At 34.2% G+C, this 25,943-nt stretch carries 24 protein-coding genes; 5 read left to right on the top strand and 19 right to left on the bottom strand.

The genetic code is table 11. The annotated features are described in order from the left end of the window. Positions 1-118: 118 nt before the first annotated feature. Both yidC and AC2A1G_RS04755 read right to left on the bottom strand, forming a co-directional pair. Complete coding sequence (yidC, locus tag AC2A1G_RS04760) at positions 119-1,942, bottom strand: membrane protein insertase YidC (RefSeq protein WP_484045795.1); 1,824 nt, start codon at positions 1,940-1,942, stop codon at positions 119-121. Positions 1,943-2,175: 233 nt separating this feature from the next. Then, a complete protein-coding gene (locus AC2A1G_RS04755; protein WP_484045794.1) occupies positions 2,176-3,783 on the bottom strand; it encodes a CTP synthase in 1,608 nt (535 codons plus the stop codon). Between the two features lie 693 nt (positions 3,784-4,476). Between AC2A1G_RS04755 and radA the strand changes: the two genes are divergently transcribed. The 5 genes from radA to AC2A1G_RS04730 all read left to right on the top strand — a co-directional run bounded on the left by radA (position 4,477) and on the right by AC2A1G_RS04730 (position 9,691). Further along, complete coding sequence (radA, locus tag AC2A1G_RS04750) at positions 4,477-5,826, top strand: DNA repair protein RadA (RefSeq protein WP_191737756.1); 1,350 nt, start codon at positions 4,477-4,479, stop codon at positions 5,824-5,826. Between the two features lie 118 nt (positions 5,827-5,944). Further along, entirely contained in the window at positions 5,945-7,483 is a 1,539-nt protein-coding gene (locus AC2A1G_RS04745; RefSeq protein WP_484045793.1) for a zinc-dependent metalloprotease, read from the top strand. Positions 7,484-7,728: 245 nt separating this feature from the next. Further along, positions 7,729-8,400 carry a class I SAM-dependent DNA methyltransferase gene (locus AC2A1G_RS04740; protein WP_484045792.1) on the top strand — a complete coding sequence of 224 codons (672 nt, stop codon included), beginning with the start codon at positions 7,729-7,731 and terminating at the stop codon, positions 8,398-8,400. Further along, positions 8,397-9,104, top strand: a complete 708-nt coding sequence (locus AC2A1G_RS04735; protein WP_484045791.1) for a VanW family protein — start codon at positions 8,397-8,399, stop codon at positions 9,102-9,104. The genes AC2A1G_RS04740 and AC2A1G_RS04735 overlap by 4 nt, the downstream gene beginning before the upstream one ends. Continuing rightward, entirely contained in the window at positions 9,101-9,691 is a 591-nt protein-coding gene (locus tag AC2A1G_RS04730; RefSeq protein ID WP_484045790.1) for an acyl carrier protein phosphodiesterase, read from the top strand. Before AC2A1G_RS04735 ends, AC2A1G_RS04730 begins: the two co-directional genes overlap by 4 nt. A gap of 92 nt (positions 9,692-9,783) precedes the next feature. On the opposite strand, the gene AC2A1G_RS04725 is transcribed toward AC2A1G_RS04730, so the two are convergent. From AC2A1G_RS04725 to AC2A1G_RS04645, 17 genes are all read right to left on the bottom strand, one after another. Further along, positions 9,784-10,554, bottom strand: coding sequence for a DUF3575 domain-containing protein (locus AC2A1G_RS04725; protein ID WP_484045789.1), 771 nt, complete (start codon positions 10,552-10,554; stop codon positions 9,784-9,786). Between the two features lie 53 nt (positions 10,555-10,607). Further along, on the bottom strand, positions 10,608-11,579 hold the full coding sequence (locus tag AC2A1G_RS04720) for a T9SS type A sorting domain-containing protein (RefSeq protein WP_484045788.1): 972 nt from the start codon (positions 11,577-11,579) through the stop codon (positions 10,608-10,610). Positions 11,580-11,820: 241 nt separating this feature from the next. Further along, positions 11,821-12,405 carry a hypothetical protein gene (locus AC2A1G_RS04715; protein WP_484045787.1) on the bottom strand — a complete coding sequence of 195 codons (585 nt, stop codon included), beginning with the start codon at positions 12,403-12,405 and terminating at the stop codon, positions 11,821-11,823. Position 12,406: 1 nt separating this feature from the next. Beyond that, positions 12,407-13,171, bottom strand: a complete 765-nt coding sequence (locus AC2A1G_RS04710) for a hypothetical protein (RefSeq protein WP_484045786.1) — start codon at positions 13,169-13,171, stop codon at positions 12,407-12,409. 220 nt (positions 13,172-13,391) lie between these two features. Continuing rightward, positions 13,392-13,817 carry an NAD(+)--rifampin ADP-ribosyltransferase gene (gene arr, locus AC2A1G_RS04705; RefSeq protein WP_484045785.1) on the bottom strand — a complete coding sequence of 142 codons (426 nt, stop codon included), beginning with the start codon at positions 13,815-13,817 and terminating at the stop codon, positions 13,392-13,394. A gap of 118 nt (positions 13,818-13,935) precedes the next feature. Further along, entirely contained in the window at positions 13,936-14,745 is an 810-nt protein-coding gene (locus AC2A1G_RS04700; protein WP_484045784.1) for a hypothetical protein, read from the bottom strand. A 90-nt stretch (positions 14,746-14,835) separates the two neighbouring features. Further along, complete coding sequence (locus tag AC2A1G_RS04695; protein WP_484045783.1) at positions 14,836-15,999, bottom strand: Kelch repeat-containing protein; 1,164 nt, start codon at positions 15,997-15,999, stop codon at positions 14,836-14,838. A 335-nt stretch (positions 16,000-16,334) separates the two neighbouring features. Then, the gene (locus AC2A1G_RS04690; RefSeq protein ID WP_484045782.1) at positions 16,335-16,601 is read right to left on the bottom strand and encodes a hypothetical protein; all 267 of its coding nucleotides are present in this window, start codon (positions 16,599-16,601) and stop codon (positions 16,335-16,337) included. A gap of 200 nt (positions 16,602-16,801) precedes the next feature. Then, positions 16,802-17,407, bottom strand: coding sequence for a Pr6Pr family membrane protein (locus AC2A1G_RS04685; protein WP_484045781.1), 606 nt, complete (start codon positions 17,405-17,407; stop codon positions 16,802-16,804). Positions 17,408-17,676: 269 nt separating this feature from the next. Further along, positions 17,677-18,603 (bottom strand): Kelch repeat-containing protein, encoded by a 927-nt coding sequence (locus tag AC2A1G_RS04680; protein WP_484045780.1) that lies wholly within the window; start codon positions 18,601-18,603, stop codon positions 17,677-17,679. 191 nt (positions 18,604-18,794) lie between these two features. Next, the gene (locus AC2A1G_RS04675; RefSeq protein ID WP_484045779.1) at positions 18,795-19,778 is read right to left on the bottom strand and encodes a DUF4062 domain-containing protein; all 984 of its coding nucleotides are present in this window, start codon (positions 19,776-19,778) and stop codon (positions 18,795-18,797) included. Between the two features lie 178 nt (positions 19,779-19,956). Continuing rightward, positions 19,957-21,192 carry a hypothetical protein gene (locus AC2A1G_RS04670; protein WP_484045778.1) on the bottom strand — a complete coding sequence of 412 codons (1,236 nt, stop codon included), beginning with the start codon at positions 21,190-21,192 and terminating at the stop codon, positions 19,957-19,959. Between the two features lie 86 nt (positions 21,193-21,278). Further along, on the bottom strand, positions 21,279-22,904 hold the full coding sequence (gene groL, locus AC2A1G_RS04665; protein WP_267267484.1) for a chaperonin GroEL: 1,626 nt from the start codon (positions 22,902-22,904) through the stop codon (positions 21,279-21,281). 110 nt (positions 22,905-23,014) lie between these two features. Continuing rightward, positions 23,015-23,371: a four helix bundle protein gene (locus AC2A1G_RS04660; RefSeq protein WP_484045777.1), complete on the bottom strand. Its 357-nt coding sequence runs from the start codon at positions 23,369-23,371 to the stop codon at positions 23,015-23,017. 52 nt (positions 23,372-23,423) lie between these two features. Beyond that, complete coding sequence (locus AC2A1G_RS04655; RefSeq protein WP_484045776.1) at positions 23,424-23,702, bottom strand: co-chaperone GroES; 279 nt, start codon at positions 23,700-23,702, stop codon at positions 23,424-23,426. Positions 23,703-23,848: 146 nt separating this feature from the next. Beyond that, on the bottom strand, positions 23,849-24,718 hold the full coding sequence (locus AC2A1G_RS04650; protein ID WP_484045775.1) for a hypothetical protein: 870 nt from the start codon (positions 24,716-24,718) through the stop codon (positions 23,849-23,851). Between the two features lie 128 nt (positions 24,719-24,846). After that, positions 24,847-25,902, bottom strand: coding sequence for an NAD(P)-dependent alcohol dehydrogenase (locus AC2A1G_RS04645; protein WP_484045774.1), 1,056 nt, complete (start codon positions 25,900-25,902; stop codon positions 24,847-24,849). Between the last annotated feature and the right edge of the window lie 41 nt (positions 25,903-25,943).

The following is a 25,943-nucleotide window of genomic DNA, read 5'->3' as shown; positions in this document are numbered from 1 at the left end:
AAATGTTAATTTAAGATTAATATATTATTAAGCCAAAGATTTTTATTTGAAATCAATCTAAATAAAAAAGAGAAGCATTTACTATGCTTCTCTTTGTATTTTAAATAGTTTAAAACCTTTATTTTCTGTTTGATTTTTGCTGACCCTGAGCTTTTTGCTGCTCCTGAGCCTTTTCCATCATCTCACGCATTCTTTTTTGGAATTTGCTTTCCGTTTTAGGCTTTTCTTTATTGGCCTGAATCTGTGCGTGAATTTTCTTTTCATCTAAAATCACATATTTGATAACCAAAATAATCAAAATGTTAATTGCATTTGATACAAAATAATACCAAGATAAACCAGATGCTGAAGTATTAAGGAAGAACAGGAATGTGATTGGGAAAATATACATTAATACTTTCATGTTCGGCATCCCCTCCTGTTGTGGCTGCTGCATATTTCCTGAAGTCATTACGGTATAGATTAGAATTACTACAGTACACGCAATAGCAAAAACACTTAAGTGATCTCCCAAGAATGGTACATTGAAAGGCAATTTAATCAAATCATCGTAAGCCGTTAAGTCTTTAGCAAACCAGAATCCTTGACCTCTCAAGTCAATAAAGTTCGGGAAGAAACGGAATAACGCATAGAAAATCGGAATCTGCACCAAAGCCGGAAGACATCCCGCCATTTGATTCACACCTGCTTTTCTGTAAATTTCCATGGTAGCCTGCTGCTTTTTCATTGGATCCGCATCCTTGAATTTAGCAGTTGCCTCATCGATTTCCGGACGGATCACCCTCATCATCGCACTCAACTTGTGCTGTTTGTACATGATTGGAGATAAGATTAATTTAACAATAATCGTCATTAAGAAAATCACCCAACCTGCAGACAATCCCCAAGTTGCGATGAAGTTGTACATCGGCATGAAGAAATAACGGTTCATTGCTCCGATGAATGACCACCCAAGTGGTAAAATCTCGTCAAAGTTTTTGTCATAAGACTTCAATAAAGGCAAATCCAATGGCATGAAGTACCAGGTAAAATCCTGATTCAGTTCGCCACCGCTCATTGCTACGAAACCTTCATAATTAAGTTTTTTAAGATATTCTCCTTCCTCGATTGTATCCTGATATCCTTTACTGTTGGTAAAACCAGTTTTAGATTCGATTACAGAAGAGAAAAACTGCTGCTTTACACCAATCCAGTTCAGCGTTTCTTCATCCTCAGTCATATCTGTTCTTCCGTCATAATCATAATCTTTATAATTATTGAACGCGTAAGAAAACTCAGAATGAGACTGCTCCTGTGCTCTACCCTTTTCAAGATTTCTCACATTATAATCCCAGATAAAATCTGCTTTGTTATCAGAAGAAATTTTAGATAAACCTTGGGTTTTCACTTTAAAATCTAAGGCATATTTATCTTTTAATTCAGCTTTAGAATCATTATTTAAAGTATAAATAAACTGAATAACAGCACCATTTAAATTAGCCGTCAACGTTGCTACATTTCCAGCAACTGAAGGAGTAAAAACTAAATCTTTAGTATTGATAGTTTTCCCCGATTTATCCTTAAACTGAAAACCATAGTTGGAGTTATTTTTAGTAATCAGATAAAGCGGAAGATCTGCAACATCAGTTTTTTTATTATAGGCTTTAAATTTAGCAAGCTCTACTTTAGAAACCTGACCTCCCAGACTTGAGAATTCAATTTTAAGCTCATCATTTGCAAGATTTACATTTTGAATCGCTCCGGGAGTTACATTAGTGTTGATTTGAGCTGCCTGAGTCTGCTTTACAGCGCTTTTTGCCTGTTCTGTTTTCTGTTGTTCAGCTTTCAGTTTTTCTTCTTCAGCACTATTTCTCTGGAAATAAAACATGAATCCGAAAAGAACCAAACATAAAACCGCAAAACTAATCATCTGACTTTTATCGAGTCCTTTGTTCTGTTGCATTTTATTTTTATTAAAATTTTTAAATTTTATGAAGTAATAATTTTATTACTTTTTTAAGTCGACAAAAATACTGTTTTTTTATCAGAACTCTATACTATAATATATTACTATATAATAAACTCAGGCTGAGAAAGATCAGTCTGAGTTCATCTATGACGTTTATAATTTTTAAATTACTTTATATCCATTCAAACCTTCAAGATTTTGAATACCCTGAAGATTTATAAATCGTGTTATTTTGCTGAACAAGCCTTAATGAAAGCTCTGAATAAAGGATGCGGTGTCGCAACCGTACTCTTGTATTCCGGGTGATACTGTACTCCCACGTAGAATGGGTGATCAGCCATTTCCAACGCTTCTACAAGGCCTGTTTCTGGGTTTGTACCTGTTGCATTGAAACCGTTATCTTCAAATTCTGCGATATAATCACTGTTGAATTCGTATCTGTGGCGGTGTCTTTCAGAAATATTCTTTGCTCCGTAAATCTCATTCAGTTTTGATCCATTCTTCAAAGCACATTTCCAGGCTCCTAAACGCATTGTTCCGCCTTTGTCTACTACATTTTTCTGCTCTTCCATTAAAGAAATTACAGGATGTTCTGTAGACGTATCAAATTCCATTGAATTGGCTTTAGCATATCCTAAAACGTTTCTTGCGAATTCTACAGTCATAATCTGCATTCCCAAACAAATTCCCAACATCGGAACTTTGTTTTCTCTTGCATACTGAGCCGTAAGAATTTTGCCTTCAATACCTCTGTCTCCAAATCCTGGTGCAACCAAAATACCAGAAACACCATCTAAAGCTTCCTTGATGTTTTCTTTGGTTAAATCACCACTGTAAACCCATCTGATTTTAACTTCAGTTTCCAAATCGGCACCTGCGTGTTTGAAAGCTTCTGCAATTGAAATATAAGAGTCCTGAAGAGAAATATATTTTCCTACCAAAGCAATTTCTACCGATTTTTTAGGATTTTGGAATTTCTTAAGGAAAGTTTTCCAGTCTTTAAGATCTGCTTCCTTGTCGCTTTTCAAATCTAATTCTTTAAGAACAACATCATCAAAATTTTGCTTTTGAAGGTACATTGGAACTTCGTAAATTGTTTCCAGATCTTTACATTCAATCACATTATCCAAAGGAACGTTACAGAATTGAGCCAGTTTTGCTCTCTGATCTTTCGGAATTTTGTGTTCGGTTCTGCAAACTAACACATCTGCCATAATTCCGCTTTCCATCAACTGACGAACGGAATGCTGAGAAGGTTTTGTTTTTAACTCCCCACTTGAAGCCAGATAAGGCAATAAAGTAAGGTGAATCACCATAGAATTTTTCTCACCCAGTTCCCATTTCAGCTGACGAACAGTTTCGATGTAAGGCAAAGATTCAATATCTCCTACAGTTCCACCGATTTCAGTAATAATAATATCGTAATTCTGTTTAGAAAGAATTTTAATTCTACGTTTGATTTCGTTTGTAATATGAGGAATTACCTGAACTGTTTTTCCAAGGAAGTCTCCTTTTCTTTCTTTTTCAATTACAGTCTGGTAGATTTTTCCTGTGGTAACGTTGTTGTTTTGAGAAGTCGGCGAGTCAAGATAACGCTCGTAGTGACCTAAATCCAGATCCGTCTCTGCACCATCTTCGGTAACGTAGCATTCTCCATGTTCATAAGGATTCAAAGTACCCGGATCGATATTAATATAAGGATCTAGTTTTTGAATTGTTACACTGAAGCCACGTGATTTTAGTAGAAGTCCAAGAGAAGCTGAAACGATTCCCTTTCCCAAAGATGAAGTTACACCTCCTGTCACAAAGATGTACTTTGTATTCTTTTTACTCATTAGATTAGGTTTGTGCAAAGTTAGGACAAAAAGAAAAGCAAAGCAATTTTGTTGTACTTTAAAATTAAAAATCAAACAAAAAAGGTTTCCAATACTGCTATCGAAAACCTTTACCCAAACCAAATTATATAATATGAAAAACTATTATAATCTTTTTAAAGTTAAAACAATCTTTAATTGCTTTAAAACGAATCAAAGATATGGTTTTCTATTTTATTGCACATTGATCTATGTTAAGATTTTTGTTTTGAAGAAATTATTTTTAAATAAAATAAATGAATTAAATACATTATCAGAAGCACAATAAAGGAATTAATATAAAAAAACAGTTTAGTCAGATTTAAATCTGAACTTTCTGTAAAATACAGGAAAGGATTTATTCCTGAAATCATAAGCATCAGTAAATAAAGTGTTTCAAACAAAACTGATATCCGAAATATTGAATCATAGTTTTTTCTAAAAATCATCACCGTTATTAACCCTATTATTGAAATAAAAATCAGCTCAATATACAGCATTGAATATTGAATTCCACTTACTTTTTTATATCCTGAATCCAGCAGTATTTTAGAACCGTTAATCAATTCGACGTTTAAAATACTCATCACCGCAAAAACAACTAAACTTTTAAGCAAAACATTTTTCATCTCCTAAAATTAAGAAAATTTCAAAAAAAATCTTCAACTTCGCAGTATGGCAAAACTCAAAACAGCATATTTCTGTCAGAACTGTGGTTCACAATACCCACAGTGGACCGGACAATGTAAAAATTGTCTGGAATGGAACACTTTGGTAGAAGAAATAGTGGAAAAAACTTCGTCTAAAACTCCTCCTTTTTCAAAATCGAAACAGCACGTCATCAACATCATTGAAGTTGAAGCCGTGGAAGAACCGAGAATAAAAACACCTTCCGATGAACTTAACAGAGTTTTAGGCGGTGGAATTGTTTTGGGATCGGTCACGTTGATTGGTGGCGAACCCGGAATTGGAAAATCTACCCTTCTTTTACAACTTGCCTTGAAGATGAAAAAGAAAATTTTCTATGTTTCAGGCGAAGAAAGTGCCTCGCAGATTAAAATGAGAGCCGACCGTTTGGCTGAAATCAAAAATCCAAACTGTTTTCTGTACACAGAAACTTCATTGGAAAAAATTCTTCATGAAGCAAAAAAGCTGGAGCCTGATTTTGTGATTATTGATTCCATTCAAACTTTGCAGTCTCAGCTGATTGAAAGCTCGCCGGGAACCGTTTCGCAAATTCGTGAATGCTCGAATGAGATTATAAAATATGCCAAGGAGAATAATGTTCCTGTATTTTTAGTTGGTCACATCACGAAAGATGGGCAAATTGCCGGACCAAAAGTTCTGGAACACATGGTGGACGTGGTTTTAAACTTTGACGGAGACAGAAATCACCTTTTCAGATTGTTAAGAGCCAACAAAAACCGTTTTGGGTCGACTGCAGAAATTGGTATTTATGAAATGGTTTCACAAGGTTTAAAGGAAATTAAAAATCCATCAGAAATCTTAATTACCAAAAAATCTGAAGAACTTTCAGGAAATTCAGTTGCAGTAACTTTAGAGGGAAACCGTCCAATGCTTTTGGAAATCCAGGCTTTGGTAAGTACAGCCGTTTACGGAACGCCACAAAGAAGCTGCACCGGTTTTGATTCGAAAAGATTAAATATGCTTCTGGCTGTTTTAGAAAAAAGAGCGGGCTTCCAATTGGGTGCGAAAGATGTTTTCTTAAATATTACAGGAGGAATAAAAACTGACGATCCTGCTTTGGATTTAGCGGTCGTTGCGTCTATTCTTTCATCAAATGAAGACATTGCCATCTCAGAACATTACTGTTTTGCGGGAGAAATTGGTTTAAGCGGAGAAATCCGTCCTATTGCACAGGCTGAACAGAGAATTACGGAGGCTGAAAAACTGGGTTACGAGAAGATTTTTATTTCCAATTTAAATAAACTCCCAAAGAAAAAATTCGGGATAAAAATTGAAGAAGTGAGCAAGGTTGAAGATTTTCACGAGAGACTTTTTTAAGTAAAATTTCCCTCAGAATCATTTTTATTTTTCGTTAATAAATTAAATTTAAACAGGTTATCAATATTATGCGGAAAAAAATTATATTTACAATATAAAACTTTTAACTCTACATGATATGAAAGGTAAGATAACCCTTTTAATGCTTCTTTGCAGTGTATTATTTCTTGCTCAAAACAAAATATTTCAAAATCCAATTAATGAAATTAATCTCAATCCAGAGGAAAAAATCAATCCGCTTTTAGCTTCAACTTACATTAAATCAAAGTATTATCACCAAGCGGCGTTTGATCTACAGTCTGATTTGGAAATCCCATTACCCGACGGCAGAAATATTAAAACAAAACTTTCAAAAACATTCTTTTACAGCAACAAAAGCAAATCGTATTCTTACACTGTAGAAAACGAGCCAAAATCTGAATTGGTTTTATCAACTTACGACGGGATAGTGACAGGAATGTACGCTTCAAATTTGGGTGAAAAAGTAATTTTCCATCAACTTAAAAGTAATCTGTTTGCGGTTTCCGTGGTCAACGAAGCCAGCCTTATCAGTCAGGATTCAAAAAATGACTTTATGCTCAGCGAAACTTCTATACAGCAAAAACTCAATGCGGATGTATGTTTGCAATCTACACCAATATGCGGTGCCAGCACTATTGACGTTTTGATTGTTTACACCACTGCAGCACAGACAGCATGGGGAGGTGCTCCTCAAAGCAATTCTTTTGTAGCAACGGCTATTACAAATTTCAATAACGCTTTGCAAAATTCTGGAGTTTCTAACGCGACAATTAATCTGGTTTATTCAGGAGAAATCAGCTATACAGAATCTGGAAGTTTAGGCACAGATTTACCGAGATTCAGAAACAATAATGATGGGTTTATGGACGATGTTCACACCTTAAGAACGACTTACGGCGCAGATATTTGCGCTTTAATAACCTCCTCACCTACAAACACTTGCGGACTGGGATACCTTAATACTGTACCCGGAAATTACAGTGCTAATTCAGCTTTTTCTGCAACAGTCTTCAGTTGTGTAGTTTCAAACTACTCTATGGCTCACGAGATGGGTCACAACATGGGTTTAAGACACGATTGGTATGTAGATACAGCTACTTCACCATGCAGCAATCATCATGGCTATATCAACAGAGCAGCAATTACTTTGGGAACAGCAAGTACCTCTTCACAAAGATGGAGAACAATCATGGCCTACAATGATGAATGTACTTCTGCAACAATCAGCTGCAGCAGAATAAACCGATGGGCAAACCCCAATGTAAACTACAATTCAGCACCAACAGGAATTGCTGCAGGAAATGCAAATCCTTCGGACGAAGCTTTCGGTTTTGCACGTTTTGCCTGTGTGGTATCGCAGTTTATGCCAACTTCAAATCTGGGAACTTTTGAAATTAAAAATCAAAATGTAAAAGATTTTACCATTTATCCCAATCCTGCGAAAGACGAAATCAATATCTGGATTAAAAACGATGAAATTTATACTTTTAAAATCATCAATGTCGTAGGACAGATTGTTTTAACTTCAGACAAAAAAACCATCGATTTGAGAGGATTGCCTTCCGGAGATTATTTTCTGAGCGTTTACACAGACAAGAATTCTTTTATCGGAAGCAAAAAGTTTATTATTAAATAATCTTGTTTTAAAAATAATGAATAATAAATTAAATTTCAACGGTTTGTTTTGTCATTGCGCAGGAATCTCAACACACTGAAAATAAAGCAGTTTAGATTCCTCCGGAATAACAAAATGACTGAAAATTTTAGTGTTATGATTAAAAGCTTACATTTATAAAAAATATAAATCCTCTGAATAAATTTATTCGGAGGATTTGTTTTTCTGCTTATCTTCATCTTTAATTTTATATCACAGTTTCAAGAATGAGCGAAAACAGTATCTATCAATATTATAACAATCTTGCGAAAACGTATGATGAAAACCGCTTTGAAAATTCCTATGGAAAATACATCGATCAGCAGGAAAGGTATTTTTTGAATTCATTTTTAAAGAATAAAAATTTTGATACGATTTTAGATTTAGGTTGCGGAACCGGACGACTGATGAATTTTGCTACTCACGGCACAGATTTTAGCGAGGAAATGATCAATATTTCTCAAAAAAAACATTCAGAAAAGACTTTTGAAATCGGAAATATTTCTAAGATTCCTTTTACTATTCAGTTTGACTGTATTTTTTGCTTCCATGTGATTATGCATCAAACCAAAGAAGAAACAATAAAATTTCTGGATGAATGTGATTTAAAATTAAATCAAAACGGAGTTTTAATCTTTGATTATCCTACTAAAAAAAGAAAGAAAAGCATTTCACCACAGGAAAGCTGGCACGCCAACAACGCATTTACAGAATCTGAAATTTTTGATCTTGTAAAGAACAACTGGAAGATTACAAAACAATCCGGAATTCTCTTATTTCCTATCCAAAGGTTTCCGAAAAAATTGCGACATCTGTTTTTGGGTTTAGACATTTTTCTGTGCAAAACCTTTTTGAAAAAATGGGCTTCGTACAACATTATTGTTCTTGAAAAGAAATGAGAAAAATTGCCAGAAAACTTCTTCCGAATTTTTTAAAACTGCAAATCAAACTTTGGCAGAGACATCTTGGTGAACGAAAAAAGCCATTTGTTTATTCTAAAAATTTTAGTGAAAATTTGATTGGCGAATTTAAAACAGAACTGAAACAAGCCATCAGAAAAGGAGAATTTCATGAAAATAAAATTCACAATCTTAAAATTGTAGCCGAAAAAATTAACCACCTCATCATTCAGCCTGACGAAGTTTTTTCATTTTGGAAAACTGTAGGAAAACCGGATTCAAAGAATAATTTCAGAAAGGGTCGGAATTTGATTCAGAATAAAATTTCAAATGATTTTGGTGGCGGAATCTGCCAGTTTTCATCAATTATTTACTTTTTAGCATTACAGTCTGGTCTGAAAATTATCGAAAGACATGCTCACTCAATCGACATTTACAAAGAAAATGAACGTGTGACACCATTGGGTTCAGACTCTACGGTTGCCTTTGGATATAAAGATCTTCAGATTCAAAATACATTTTTATTTCCGGTTCAGTTTGATGCTGCAGTTCATGAAGAGGAATTGATTTTAAATTTAATTTCTCCCAATAAGATAGATTTACAGAAAATTTCATTCAATTACACTAATTACGAAAAAGGAGTTTGGGTTGAAACCATTTTAAATAGCGAAAGTCTGCTTAAAAATTTCTATATTCGTTTATGAACTTCCTCGCCCACTCTTTTCTATCTTTTTCCGACGGGCAGATTGTCGGGCAGTTTCTGGAAGACCATATCCGGAATAAAGACCGCTTTTCGTTTCCCAAAGACATCCAAAACGGAATTACGATGCACCGCGCCATCGACACGTTTACAGATTCTCATCCTGCAATTCATGAGGCAAAGAAAGTTTTCAGTCCGCTTGTCAGATTATATTCAGGAGCATTTGTAGATGTTTCGATGGATTATTTTTTAGCTAATGATTTAACAGTTAATTCATTACAAGACTGGAAAGCACATTCGAAAAATGTTTATAAAGTATTAAATCAACACCTACATCTTTTCCCTGAAAATTTCAAACTGATGCTCTCAAGAATGGAATCTGATGACTGGCTTTACAATTACCGGAGTGACAAAAACATTGGTTTCAGCATGAAGAATGTTTTAAACAAAGCGAAATATTTAGAAAAAGACATTCCTGTCTTTGAAGCGTTTTCAGATAACAAAAAATTCCTGAAAGAATGCTATGACAACTTCTTTCAGGAACTGTATTTACATGCAAAAGAGACCAATGATCTGATGACGCAGTTTTAGATTTAAACCGAAAATTCAGTCAGTTTTTCAAAACATTTTCTACACAACATATTCTTCGACGGACTCAGGATGACATGGACTAAGAAAATCTATCAGAATCTATATCCTATCGATAATCCGCTTCTGAAGCCAGCCCACGGACCATCTACTTTTATTTTTGCACCTTCGGTATTGGTTTCTACCGTGTAATCTACAAAAGGAACATCAAGATCTTCAATTTCTTTCTTAAGCTGAGCCTGCATTTCCGGGGTAAGATAGATGTCGCTTGTCAGGGCAAAATCTCCTTTACCGGTTCCATAATGTGCTCCGGCAATCCAAAAATCAAGAACTAGATTCTGAGCTTTATTAAGAAAAAACTGAGCTCCAACCATCAAACCTCCGCTGTGACCGCCTGCTTCTCCTTTTCCTACTAAAGGTATTGGATAAACAACGCCATTTACGGGCTGAAAATTATAGTAAAAATCAAAATTATTTGATTCTACACTTGAATAACGGTAATATGGAGCAAAATAAAATCCTTTTCCGTACCCGTGACCGATGTAGAACCTTGGTTCTAAAGTAAAGTTGGTTGCTTTTATTTCTAAATTTTGGAATTGCTTCTCATCATCGTCATCCAAAAAAGAATTGATAAAAGGAACTTTTCCTTCAGGCATTGTTCCAAATCCTATCGTCAGTGAAAACCATTGATTGATGGATCTTTCGTAGGTAAGGTTAAAATTTCTGAAAGCATATGCCGTCACATTGGTTTTAACGATATTCATTTTTTCCGGAACTTCTGCAGCCGGCGGAATCGGACTTTCAATCTGAGCCTGCATAAAGGACATTATGCTTATGGCCAAAAGTGAGGTAATTTTTCGGGTCATGATTTGGTGATTTTGGTGTGAAAAATCTATATCAAAAAGCAGGCAAAAATGAATTATTTTTTAATCAGCTTTTTAGTTTCAGATAAAGTACCGTCTTTTTCAGCGGTAATGAAATAAACTCCAGACGGTAAATCTGACACCTGAACAGCCTCGTTGCTCTTTTTAATCTGCTTTAAAATTTTTCCATCTGCGTTATAAATCATCACATTTGCATTTTCGGCATTTTTAAAATGCACAACATCTGTTGCAGGATTAGGATAAAATTCAAGTTTGTTTTTCAGCTGCGCATCCTGTACAGCAAGATACACTTCATTTAATGCCTGCGCCACATCGCTGTTTTGAGGTGCACCAGTACCCACTGTAATTACAGCGTTGGTAGTTGTAAACAATGGCGCTTTATGTGAACTGTCATAATAGGCGTAAGACGTATTAACCACAGTTCCTAAAGTTGAACCGAAAAAGGACATTGTAAAATTCTGTATAGATTTTACCCTTAAAACATTGTTGTATGTTTTTGGACCCACAAGTAATGTACCTGAAGCGTCAGCATTAATATTGATAGTTCCGGAAACGTTCCCACTAATCCCCGAATAGCTAAAAACACCAGAAGCAGTATCTGTTTCTGTTGTATTATATGAAGTCGGATAGCTTAGAAAAGTCCCGTTATTGGCATTCAGATTAATTGTTGCCTCGGGTGTTATTAATGCAGTAATTTCTAATTTCGCAGCAGTCTGCTTGTAAAAAACAGTAGTTCCACCGTTCACATATTTTAATGTAGATCCTGGGTACGAAGCTATCTCTGAGGCAGCAGGTGTGGAATATGTTCCCGGGCTTGCGGCTCCCTGCGTAAGTGATGAATTATCAAACAATGTATTGGCGCCGGTTGCTGTATTATTTGGCGTACCATTCAGGCTTACATAATTGTTAACTTCACCCGCAGATGGGTCGTGAAATGCTTTGGTAATCGTAGTTTGAGCGTTAGCTAAAGAAGCACAAAGTGTTAAAGACAGTAAAGTTTTTTTCATGATGTAAATTTTATCTAAAATTACACAAAAAAAGAGATGTCATTTCAAATTAATTTTAAGAATTTTTAACATTATTGAATAGTGATATTTCTTAACAGTAATTCTTAATAACTTCACTTTCTTACTGACAATTTCACCGTTACTAAATTTGACAACGACTTAGATAATCGACCGCTGAGTATGCTTTTGATTATTGCTGCACTGGAATTTATTGCTGTTTTCTTAATGAAAATACGACAATTTATTCTCTAGATTTAATCTTTTTATTTAATTCTTCCAATTTTGCTTTTTGTATTGCTGTCAACTTATCCATCGCAAAGGGTTTTAACAAAACTACTTCTTCTGCAAGATCAGCATCTGAAATATTTAATGCTCTTTTGTAAAGATAGTTATCAACCATATCTTCTTTGATTTCAAATGATTTCGGGTTGATAGACAATTTAAAATTGTTTGAATAATATAATTGATTTTTTAAAAGAAATTTAATTCTGACTTCCGTATGATATTGACCTTTCTCGTATTCTACTTCTGTAAGTTCTGTAGCATTTGGTGGAATTTTCGCAGACTCAAAATAACTATTTCCACAAGATGAATACTTCCAAAACTCTATTGGCTTCCAAATCCCAAATTTATTTTTGGCTTCTTTAAGCATGTAAAATTTAGAATCCTGAGTTCCAATAAAAAGAGAGTCTTTTGTAATATTTTTAACTGAAACTTTAATGATTGAATCATTTTCAACCTGAGCAAAAAGTTCTACCAAACTCTTACTTTGAGATGAATATAATGAAGAAACAAAAATTAAAAGAAAAAATCCTAAACATCTCATCTTACTGGGCTTTAAAATATTTCTCATCAATACTTCCATCAAACTCATTAGAAACAATATTTCCCATTCTGTATCTAAATTTTGTTTTAAAATCACCCTTTAAACGAGGTACAAAAACCGTTACAATTTCGTTTGGCTTTATAACAAAATAAGAAATACCTACTCCACAATGGTATCTTGTAACTCCAATTACCTTTTTCCAGACATTATTTTTGTCTAGTGCTTCAAGTTCCATAGCTACGTTATTTCCATACCCAATCACTCTTTCCTGCTCTTCAAAATTATATATCGTAACCGGAAAACCATCATAAAAGATTGTCTGATAAGGAATTTCATCTTTAATATTAAATCCTGCGGCTAAGCTGTCAATTCTCATATCAGCGTCTACCACAGACATTTTTAAAGTATCTAATTCTGTTTTAAATAGTGGCGTCTGTTGTTTGTAATCTACATGAATTGCAAATTTTTTGAAGTGACGTTGTTTAAACCCACTATTCAAAGCTTCAAAGTTTTCTTTTCTATAATATTGCTCCAAAAATTTTGTTCTTGTTTCTGTGTAGATACCAAACTCATATTCAATATTTATCTTTTTCGAGAGCTTACCAATATATGCGACCTGCTTATAATCAAATAAATAGGGGTCATTTGTTTTTCTCAATTCTACTTTATTGATATTTTGCTTAAATACATACTTTGGAGAAATTATTTTCTGTGAAAATAACATCAGCGAAATAAGAGTAAAAGGTATTATGAAAAAATTCTTCATGGTTCCAGTTTAAAATCAGAACGAAAATATATTATGTTAATTATATTGATTTATGATTTTTTCTCAACTCCAACAATTCCGTGAGGTATACATATTTCGATAATCTGCTGTAAAAATTTTTTCCTGCGAATAAGATAAAATTCCCAAAATGGTCAGTATAAAAGTAACTAAAGATTTCATCTTAAAATATTTAGAGATAAAAATAACACTTCTAAATCAATCAATTGATAATTTCCGCATCTGGATTTTCACGGAGCTTTGCTATTCTTTCTCTCCAGTTTTGCAGTTCTTCATCAGTGAGCCTTATCCAATCTTTCAGTTCACCTACGATTTTTAAAGGTTCTGTACTTCGGTAAGATCTTGTAGGATTTCCGGGAAATTTTTTATCGGTAACGTTGGGATCATTTTCAAACTCACCGGTAGGTTCTACAATGTAGATTCTATCGTGACCGTTACCTTCAGCCAATGCGGCAGCCAGCCCTGCCCCATTTGGTAAAGCTGTGAAATAAATGTGATTCATAATGACCTCAGATTTATAATTTGAATTAAAACCCGCATTTAGCAAATCTCCAATGTTCAAATCAGCTTTTGTACCGTGGTAAAATGGGCCTTCGTCTAAAACTTTTCCGTCTTTTTTGTCTTGCATGATGAGTATGTTTTTGAGGTTGGAAAATCTGTAAACTTAGGAATTTGTTTTGAAATAAGAAAACCGCTCATGACAGAGCGGTTTTATGGTTTAGATACTGGCTGAAAAATAATTGTACCTATATTTTCCAGTTATTTTTTAGTGCTTCCAGTTTTGGGATGAGACATGATTTATTTTCATCATTTTCGGAAACAAATATTTTAATCAAATCACCGGATTTTTTCTCATTTAAAACAGAAAAATCAGTCGTGGTAGATTTTCCGAAGACTTTTTGACCATTTTTTCCTGTGAAAAAGTAATTGATTGCTATAGTTTGGCTACCGGTTCGGTAGCTTTTAAAACCATTTTTTGATAATACGTTGGTGTTGACTTCCATAGAAATCATTTCGGCATCTTTTACAATTCCGCTTTTGTAGAGATTGTAGTTTTTCAGGGACGGAATTACTGATATCAAAAAAAACGGAATTCCAACCAGCAGAAAAACAGATGCTAAGAGAAAAACAAAATAGACAGGAAAAACAAAATGTTCAATATCATTTATAACAGATTGGTTTTCGAAAAATTTTATCTTCACTTCTTTTCCAACATTCAGATTCGGTATTTTATCGGATTCTAATGTTTTAAATTGATCTGTTGTTTCTTTTCCTTCATGATTAAATTTATAGGTAATAATTTTCACAGATTTCCCGTTAACCGTAGTATTCGTGTTTTCAATATCTGAAATTACAGCGTTTTTCTCAGTACCATTTTTCTCTATCTTGTCATAATCATAGCTTTCGAATGGCTGTTTGTCTAAATTTAAAATGATAATTATGATAGTAGGGATCAAAATTGCCGACAGAGGAAATAAAATTCCCAAAATAGAAAAAGGTCTTCTATCTTTTAATAAATTGATGAACGCTGAAAATGGGACGTTTCTTTTTTGCATTGCTTTTAACTATCGTTTATGTAGGGAAATCTTTGATGAGCATGATTTAATTATGATAAAAAAGAGTATTTCCTGCAATAATTATCGTAACTATTTTTTTATTATTTTAATCTGCTCCAAAAGTCCTTTTTCATTTTTAAAACTAAAAATATAGATTCCCTTTTCCAAAATTGACAAATCGATATTTTGATTAAAATTGGCTGAACCTTTAGTGATCTGCTTTCCGTCTATTGAAAAAATAATATACTCAAACTGGTTGTCGTTTTTATTTTTAATGACGAAATTATCTCTGAACGGGTTCGGATATGCCTGTATTTTAAACACATTATTTTCATTTACAGAAAGTGTAGCTTCACTGATATCTGCAACCTGAGCACTTTTAATTGATGAAGTAATCATATCTGTAGTATTACCTCCAAAAATGTATAATTTGTTGTTATGTACCTCCGCCACCGAATGTCTTCTACCAATCATATTGGAAGATAACTGATGCAGTTGATTGGTAGTAGTATCAAAATAGGCTAAAAATGTCTGGTTAGTATACTCGCCAACAATAAAAATCTTATTGTTAGATACCGCTAATGAATGTCCTGAAACCCCAACCGGCATTGTATATTGATTCGTCCACTGATTGGTTATGAGGTCATAAACATCTATCACATTAGAATTGGTACCGTTATAGCCTCCAATCACATACAGTTTGCTATTAACGATTTTACCTTTCGTTTCTTTTGCTGTCGGCATGTCTGGCAATTGATTCCAGGTGTTTAATGCAATATCGTAATACTGAAATTTGTTGGTATAGGTGTAGGTTGAACCACCGTTCAGTCCACTCCCGCCAAACACATATATTTTTCCATTGTAGATTGCGGAGCCTAAATTTCCTGCATAATTAGGATTGGTTGCCCCGTTTGACAAAGTGTTTGTTGCAAGATCTAAAATTTCAACATTGCTGTTTGCCCAACCATTAAAGACATAAATTTTATTGTTGTAAGTTGCCGAACTGGCAAATCTTTTGGGCGTCAACATCGTATCGAGAACATCCCAGCTATTATTGTTAATATTATACCTTTGAATATTTCCGGTTTCTCCGTTTGCAGTGTAACCGGTGCTCACATAGATGTCATTATTCACGAGTACACTTGTGCTAGCCCCTACTCCGGCAGGCATATCAGTAAGATTTTGAAAAGTCAGGCTTTGTGCATTTGCAAATAACGAAGCAAAAAGAGGAAGAAGTAAAAATTTTGTTTTCACTGTTTTTTAAATTAAAAGTTGGGATTTATTTTCTGTTGAGATTTCGATTTCAATCTAAAATCGCTGGCAAATATAGTTAAAACTCACAGATTATAGAATATTGAATTCTAAGTTTAAAGCTAAGTTTTTTTAACATTAGAAAATAATACAAATTGAAAGTTATGGCTTGGAAATCTAGGATATCTTTATGTAATTATTTAATATGAAAACCGCTTTTGAGGAAGCGGTTTATGTTACGAACGTCACGGATTGCAAATCCTGGATATCAAGTCAGTATAAAAGTAACACAACAGTTTGATTGGGAAAAACAGAACGCTGCATGATGTTAAATTATTTCAGGAAATTTTCGCCAGCCTCACAACCTGATATACCGCATGATTCTTCAAAGAAAGCGATCTAATAATTTCGGGAATTGCCTGAAGATGCGCTTCACATAAGTAACCAAATTCCAGAGCTTTGATGACTTTACAATGCTCTGAGATAATTTTCTTTAATTTTTTATCTGCCTTGTACAATTCTATATAAACCAAATATCTGCTGTCTGAATAATCCCTTGGAGTTCCGATGTCTTTGATGTATTTTTCTAAATCTTTATTGGGCATATTGGTCTTTTTTAGTTTAAAATAAATTTAAAAATTCGCTATTTGAGGTACATGTAATTTGAACACTAAGAACAGGAGGATCTTTTATAAGCTTAATATTATAAGTCCTCAGTTGTAAACTTATAAAAGACCACAATAATTTTCAAACAAAATTGATTATCAATAAATATCACCGTCGCTGACGAAATTAAAGTCAAAATCTACTTTTTTTCAAACCGATTATTAATGGCAATCAATGCAGAGCCGCTTACCAAAAATATGATGAGCATGATGAAAATATTAATTAAAACCTGCCCAAAACCCAATTTGTCTACATTTAAAAAAGGATAAGGATACCAACCGACAATCGAGCCGCGAATCAATGAATAGATCAGATAAATTAATGGAAATATCAGCCAGTAAAAACCGTTATTCCAATTGAGTTTTCCTTTATTTACCAAAAACAGCCAATACAGAATATACAAAATCGGAATGGCTACGTGAAGCATATTGTCTAAAAACAACTGCCATCCGGTGGGTTTCCAGATTCCTCGCAAAACGGTGTTGTACACTACAAACACAATAAAAATATACAATGCAACTGCCGTTTTTACAGACAGGCCTGAAAAGAATTTCCCAAATGTAGTTTTCGGGAAGAAAGCAGAATACGTGAGGCTTACCGCAATTAAGGAATTACACAAAATCGTAAAATAACTGATGACATTGGTAAAAGTGTCGGGCGAAATGTAAAACTGAAGGATGACGCAAAACCAAGTCATCAAAGCCAATAGCGCTGCGGAAACTGTCTGGATTTTTGTGTTGTTCATATTCTGATGATTATTAATTTGGTGTATTTCAAATTTAATAATTATTGGAATGGTTTGTTGGGTTTTTTGGGGAAAATTTAAATCGTTGTGGGTACGAGCGAGACTCTCGCACCAGCGTAATTAACGTTTGGAGTCACGGATTGCAAATCCGCGACATCGGAACAATTTATAAAAAAAATCGCAAAATGTAGAACGGTTTGTTATTTAAGATAAGATTGCTTCGTACCTCGCAATGACGTTACTTAATCATTCCTTCTGTTATTAATAGTTTATTTAGCAGAAAGCACCTCTTCGCTAATATCTGCAACCTGAATGCTTTTAATAGATGATTTGGTTGAGGATGCTGTACTTCCGCCCATGATGTATAATTTATTGTTATAGATTTCCGCAGCAGCATGTCTTCTGGGAATCATATTGGATGATAACCTATGCAGCTTGTTAGTTTCTGTATCAAAATAGGCCAGAAAATTTTGATTATTATAACCGCCTGCAATAAAAATCTTAGTACCGGATACCGCTAAAGAATGACCGGATATCGCAGCAGGCATCGTATATTGCTCAGTCCACTCATTTTTGTTGAGATCGAACACGTTGACCAGACGGGATGATGTACCGTTAAAACCACCGATTACATAGAGCTTATCATTCACAATTTTGCCCCTTGCTTCTCTGGCTGTTGGCATATTCGGTAAAGTATGCCATGTGTCTGAAGCAATGTCATAATATTGGAATCTATCAGAAAATACTGTGGTCGCGGCATTGTTGAGCCCACTTCCGCCGAACGTATATATTTTTCCGTTATGGATGGCAGAACCTGCATTTCCGGTGTAGGCACGATTAACAGCTCCTTTCGTTTTTTTATGAGTTTCAAGGTCTATAATTTCAAGATGGCTGTTTCCCCACCCGTTAAAAATATAAACTTTATTACCGTAAGTCTCCGAATTGGCGAATCTTTTTGGAACCAGACTGGAGTTTATAACACTCCACCGGTTATCTTTAATACTATATTTTTCAATAATTGTAGCATTACCATCAGAATCTTTATACCCGTTGCTCACATAGATATTGCCATCTGCAATTGTACTGGTTATCGCCCCTCTTCTCACAGACATATCCGAAAGATGTTTAAAATTTAAGGTTTGTGCATTGCTTAAATATAAACCGAAAAGTGAAAGGAGTAATAATTTTGTTTTCAAGGGCGTTGAGGTTTGGGTTAATTGATTTTCTGTGTGGAAAAATATGTTTTAAATATAGGGAAAAGTGATGGATAAGAAATGTGAGATATCGACTTTGTTTATGAATGGAAAAACCGCTCGGATGTGAGCGGTTTTTATTCTTGTTTGTACGAGCGAGATGTTCATACCAGCGAGGAGAAGTAAATTGGAAACTACTTTTTAACACTGCGCAATTCGTACATAAGTTGTTCTCCTGATTTCGTTAATTTCCAAAATAATCCCATTTGTCCATTTGTTGCTTTAGAATATATTATATCTACCAATTTTAATAATTTAAATTGGATTTTAATTGTTTCGTATTTTTCGGAGTTTATAGTTGGTGAGTGTCCGCCATTATTTACTTTATTAAATAATTCGCGTGATAATTTCCCTCTCACCGTTGAATCTATCGGGTTTTCTAATAAATAGGGAGATATAACGTAAAAGAGTTCTTTCCAAGTTGTCTTAATTTCCCAGTTTGAAGAATATTTCCCCAAACTTTTTCCAGTAACTATATACTCTTGATCTAAATCTGCTAAATTCTCCACAGCAGGTTGCTTATTAAGACTTTCCTTTATTTTCTGTAATTCCATTCTTAAATCATCATTAATCTTTCTCTGCTGATTTAATTCTTCAAGCGCTTCAACTTTCGAGGTTGTATTACCTCTGACCCATCCGATTGCGGGATAAGTTTTTATAGTTTTAGATAGACTTAAAGCTATTAAACCAGCTAGCTCATCTGTGCTGTTCCAATATTTTACCAATCTACCAGTTGATACTTTCTTTTTGAAATCATCTAACTTGTGCCTTAAACTATTATCTTTTTCAGATTTACCTAAAGGAATTGAATCGGGATTACCGTGGATCAGAGCAATAACTTTAATTTTTTTCTCTAATGCATAATCATATTCTTTCTCTGTATAACTAACTCCATCTTCAGATAAGGTTCCATATCTACCTCCAATAATCAGAACATAATAATCGCAATCATCAATTACTTTTTTAATAAATTCAAACTGCTCTTCATCAATTGCTGGAAATATTTCCATTCCGGCAGGAATACAATCCAATTCCATAATTGTTTGAATTACTTTTGATCTTTCATCTTTTAAATCGGTAAACGTAGAGCTAATAAATACTTGAAATCTTTTATTCATGTTTATAATATTAATATGGAGAATTTAACTTAAAAATAGATTTATGATACACGTAAATATAAAATTTTTCAAATGACTATTTATTAGTTAAGCGAGCTAAACTGAAAATGTAATTCAAGAAAATCATAAATCGCTTGGATGTTGAAACTATTTTTTAAAAACAATTTTCACATTTTTTTTATGAAATATCATCAATTGTTTGATCCAAATTACCTGAAATATTTTCGTCACTTTTTAACAGATATAAAAATCCATTAATATCAATTTGAATTGTATCAGCATCCAAAATTCCTTTTTGTGCTAAGTCAGAAAGTTTTTCAATCATATCAAGCTTATCATTTGCATTTTTTATTCTCATTTGCTCGTTTTCTAAAGCCATTTTTTCCAAGTTAAGTGCATTTAGAATTTCTGCCTGAATATCCGAAGGTTTTGCTCTAAGTTCCTGATCTAAATATTCAGTTTCTTTATGTATTTTCTTTATCTCAGCATTTTTAAATTTTGTTTCAACATGTGAAACCTGTCCAGCAGAAAGTGCTTTTACAACGCCTTCTTTAGTTGTTTCTAGTAATGCTTTAGTTTCTTCTTTGGCAAATAAATCTTTAATGTGAAGCCTGATTTTAGCTAATATACTACCAACTTGCAAATCATCAAATTTAACTTCAACATTTTCAATACTAGCTAAAGCATTTATTATCATGAATAGCGAGCTTGAAAGTTTTGAAGCATCATTTGTGGAATTGGAAATATGTAATTTAATTTCCATTTCATATGTTTTTTTAGATTTGATAAAATTTAATTTATCATTTTTCAAAATAAGTTCATAAACAGCATAATTATTTGTATAAGCCCAAAATCTTTTGTTAGGTGATTCAATATCAATATGATTATAAAAATCAGAACTTGTAATACCAAATTCTCGACTAATATCATTTTCTGTATTAGTAAATTGAAAGATATTACTACTGTAGGCAATCCAATAAGGAACAGCTTCATTTCTAGGAAAAACATTATTGTTTGAATTTTCTTTTATTAACGAGGGAAAATTTTGTGTAATATTTCTAAAAAAAAATTCCTCATTATTAATACCAAATGATTTGTCCAATAAAAAAGTTGAAAATTTTATAAACCTATTTAATGCCCAATAAATAGGTCTATCTGAAAAACTTTTAGTTTTAAATATAGCTAAAAAACTAAATAAACATTGGTCAATATATTTGTAAACAATTTTGTTTGAAACTTCGCTATTTCCGGAACTAAATTCTTGAAAAGCTATATCAAAATTATATAAGTTTTTATATAATGAATTTATTGGAAATGAATTATCCATAATTCTGTATTTCTCAATTAGTTCGTAAAATTCTTCAAAAATATTTCTTTCTCCTAAAGCGGAATAATTATCTTTTGTTATTTGCATGATTATTTTTTTTTATAAAAGTAATAAAAAACCGCTCAGAAAAATCTGAACGGTTTTAAAAAATATTGTCTCGGCGACACGCCGCGTTACATCATTCCTGGCATTCCACCTCCCATTGGCATAGCTGGTTCTGCGCTCTTGATTTCAGTGATTACACACTCAGTGGTTAATAGCATTCCAGAAACAGAAGCTGCATTTTCAAGGGCAACTCTTGTTACTTTCGTAGGGTCGATGATTCCTGCTTCAAGCATGTTTACATACTCGTCAGTTTTAGCGTTGTAACCGAAATCTGCAGTTCCTTCTGCAACTTTAGCTACGATTACAGAACCTTCACCTCCTGCGTTGGCAACGATTTGTCTCAATGGCTCTTCGATCGCTCTTTTTACGATTTTAATACCTGTAGTTTCGTCAGCGTTGATGCCTGTAAGATTAGCCAAAGCTTCAATAGCTCTTACCAAAGCAACACCACCACCTGCAACGATACCTTCTTCAACTGCTGCTCTTGTAGCGTTTAATGCATCGTCAACTCTGTCTTTTTTCTCTTTCATTTCAACTTCAGAAGCTGCACCTACGTAAAGTACGGCAACACCACCAGCCAATTTAGCCAGTCTCTCCTGTAGTTTTTCTCTGTCGTAGTCAGAAGTAGTCGTTTCCATCTGAGCTTTGATTTGGTTTACTCTACCTTTGATTTTGCTTTCTTCACCACCACCATTTACAACTGTTGTGTTGTCTTTGTCGATTGTTACTTTTTCAGCAGTTCCCAACATATCAATGGTAATGTTTTCCATTGTGAAACCTTGCTCTTCAGAAATTACCTGACCTCCAGTTAGGATAGCGATATCTTCCAACATTGCTTTTCTTCTGTCTCCAAATCCCGGAGCTTTTACAGCAGCAATTTTAAGAGAACCTCTTAATTTGTTAACTACCAAAGTTGCCAAAGCTTCACCTTCCACTTCTTCAGAGATAATTAATAAAGATTTACCTCCTTGAGCAATTGGTTCAAGAACTGGAAGTAATTCTTTCATTGAAGAGATTTTTTTCTCTACTAAAAGAATGTATGGATTTTCCAATTCAGCTAACATTTTCTCAGGATTCGTCACGAAATAAGGCGACTGGTATCCTCTGTCAAACTGCATACCTTCCACAACGTCTACTGTTGTGTCGATACCTTTAGCTTCTTCTACAGTGATAACTCCTTCTTTACCCACTTTTCCGAAAGCTTCAGCGATTAATGAACCGATAGTTTCGTCATTGTTTGCAGAAACTGAAGCTACCTGCTTCACCATTTCTGTAGAATCACCCACTTCTTTAGACTGCTCTTTAAGGTTTGCAACAACAGCTGTTACCGCTTTGTCGATTCCTCTTTTCAAGTCCATTGGGTTTGCGCCTGCAGCTACGTTTTTAAGACCTTCTCTTACGATAGCCTGTGCCAAAACAGTAGCGGTAGTAGTACCGTCTCCTGCAATATCATTGGTTTTGGAAGCAACTTCTTTTACCATTTGCGCTCCCATGTTTTCTACTCTGTCTTCAAGTTCGATTTCTTTTGCTACAGAAACACCATCTTTAGTTACGTGAGGTGCACCGAAAGATTTTTCGATGACAACGTTTCTACCTTTTGGTCCTAAAGTTACTTTTACTGCATTAGCCAATGCATCAACACCTCTTTTTAGAGCGTCTCTTGACTCGATATCGAATTTTATTTCTTTTGCCATATTTTTTTTGCTTTTGGCGAATTGCTTTTGGCTTTTGGCTTTAGCGATTCGCTGTATTAATTGATAATTTGATTTTAATATTTTCTTAGCTATCAGCTAGTAGCTAAAAGCTAATTTCCGTTGAGCCTGTTCCAAAGGGCGACAAGCTTCTTTTTTAGTATTGTTAATTCGTCCGAAAGGATTTGGAAATCTTTTTCTGACAGATATTCTAAATCTTTTGAAAGAATTAATTGGTTCTCGGCTTCGTTAGATGATCCTAATGCGATGTTGATGAAATTAGCAAATTCTTTATCTGAATTTCTACCACTACCTTCCGAAATATTATATCCGATAGAAGCGAATGATCTTCTGATTTGAGAGGTGACACCAAATAATTCCTCTTTTGGAAAAACTCTGGTTGCTTTGTAAATTTTCAAAGTCAGCTGATGACTTAATTGCCAAACTTCAAATTTCTTAAAATCTCTCATTGTCTATTTTCAACGCTGGAAAGCCACCTGCCATTAGCCAATAGCTATCAGCTTAACCTATTACTCCTAATAAATCAGACTCTTTAGCGATAATGAAATCTTTTCCGTCTAATTTTAATTCTGAACCTGAATATTTTCCATAAAGAACTTTGTCACCTACTTGTACAGTTGTAGGCTCATCTTTTTTACCAGGACCTACTGCTATTACGGTACCTTCTTGTGGTTTTTCTTTTGCAGTGTCTGGAATAATAATACCTGAAGCTGTTTTAGTTTCTGCTGCGATTGGCTCGATCAAAACTCTGTCTGCTAAGGGTTTAAAGTTTACTGACATAATATGTTATTTTTTTAAATTATTTCTCCGTTGAAGTTGTCTAATTGTATGCCAACGGGTAGATTTAAAGATTTTGGCAGATTTTTAATTTAGAGTGGAAATTTTGGCAGAAAAAAACCTCCGAAATTTTCAGAGGTTACTGTTGTTTATTTACTGCATTTCTTGTTGTAATCATCTACCAATTGAAGGTAAGGCTTCATTCCGTACTCTGCATCAACTTTCATTTGAAGGAAATTTTCTTCTGCTTTATTTTTAGTCTGCTTTCGGATTTGCTTTTTCTTTTCCTCTTTGTCATAATACATTTGCTTTAAATCTTTTTTCTGACTTTTTTCAAAAACCTTCATGGTTTCGTCAATATTAGCCTGAAACTCCGGACATTCTTTCGTTGCTTCTTCTAAAGCTTTTTTAAATTTACTTTCCAGTTTTCCTAAATTAAAAAGATTCATTCTGTTGATATCGAAGGGCAAATAAGCATATTCGCTGTTGGAACTTTTAAGGTAAGGAATAAATAATGTCGTTAAATATTGGTTCGCAGGACCTCTGGAGTACGGACTTGCCTGCCCATAAGCCACAATCGTAATTCCATAAAGATTTAGTTTTCCCTCCTGTTCCAAAGGAAGAATGACTGTTTTATTAAGGTCAACAACTTCATTTTTAGAGTTGATGGTTTTCAGTTTCATCTTGTCGTAAACCAGTCTTTCAGAGCCATCATTATTCAGAAGTACAATTCTTTTTAAGTCTGAAATATTGATCAACTGAACTGCAGAACCCGTTCCTTCTTTGAATTTAAATTCTTTTACCTCAAATTTGAAATTTTTCTCAATTCCACTGAAAGACTGTACATCTCCATTGTAAAACCTGTCGCTTTGGAAATCCTGAAGAAATCCAGTTTTGACATCTCCATTTTCTAAAATGACTTCTGCTGCTACGAGCTTCTTTTTTCCGAAGTAAACATCCTCCTGAGCGAAAATAGAAATAGAAAACAATACGAATAATAATGCTGTTAGTTTTTTCATTAAGGCTTCAATTTTTCACGAAAATACTAAAAAGACTCAAGAAAATTGCATTTTTTGATTGTCTGGTTAAAAACAAGCATCGGCGGGCCAATGGCCCGCCGATGCTTTCAAAATATTTAAAATAAATTCTAAGACAAAGACTGCATATCAATCACAAAACGGTATCTCACGTCGCTTTTCAGCATTCTTTCGTATGCCTCGTTGATGTCCTGCATTTTGATCATTTCAATTTCAGAAACGATGTTGTGCTCGCCACAGAAATCCAGCATTTCCTGAGTTTCAGCAATACCACCGATTACAGATCCTGCAACAGATCTTCTTCCCATAATCATTGGCGGTGTGAATAATGCCTCATCCATTTTACCGATAAATCCTACCAAAACCAAAGTTCCGTTTATATTTAAAGTATTCACATAAGGATTGACATCATGATCGTAGGGAACGGTATCAATAATCAAATCAAATTTTCTCTGAACCGTTGCCATTTGCGCATCATCAGTAGAAATAATCACGTTATCTGCACCTAAATTTTTAGCATCTTCAGTTTTTCCAGGAGTTCTTGAAAATAAAGTAACCTCAGCGCCCAAACCTTTTGCAAGTTTAATCGCCATGTGACCCAAACCACCTAAACCAATTACAGCAACTTTAGAATCTTTACCAACATTCCAGTGTCTCAAAGGTGACCATGTCGTGATACCTGCACAAAGAAGCGGTGCAACGGCAGCCAGATCAAGATTGGCAGGAACTTTTAATACGTGACCAGCATCTACAACCACTTTCTGAGAATAACCACCGAAAGTGTGTCCACCCAAATGTTTGTCTTTCCCATTGTAAGTTCCGGTAAATCCGTTTTCGCAATATTGCTCAAGATCGTGTTTGCAGCTGTCGCAATGTCCGCATGAATCTACGATACATCCAACACCGGCAAGATCACCTACCTGAAATTTAGATACATCAGCACCCACTTTTGTGATTTTTCCAACGATTTCGTGACCTGGAACTGACGGATATTTTGTTCCGCCCCAATCGTTTCTTGCGGTATGCAAATCGGAGTGACAAACCCCGCAGTAAAGAATTTCAATCTCCACATCGTTGGCGGTAATTTCTCTTCTTTCAATATTCATTTCTTTAAGGTCAGCCTCTTTGGATTCTGCTCCAAAAGCTTTTACAGAAAATGTGCTCATAATTTATTGATAATTTTAAATGTAATCTTTTGTCTTACAAA

It is taken from the genome of Chryseobacterium sp. HNCC26DJ240 (assembly GCF_057180485.1).
Note: the sequence above shows the minus strand (reverse complement) of the source record. Positions and strands in the feature narration are given on the sequence as shown.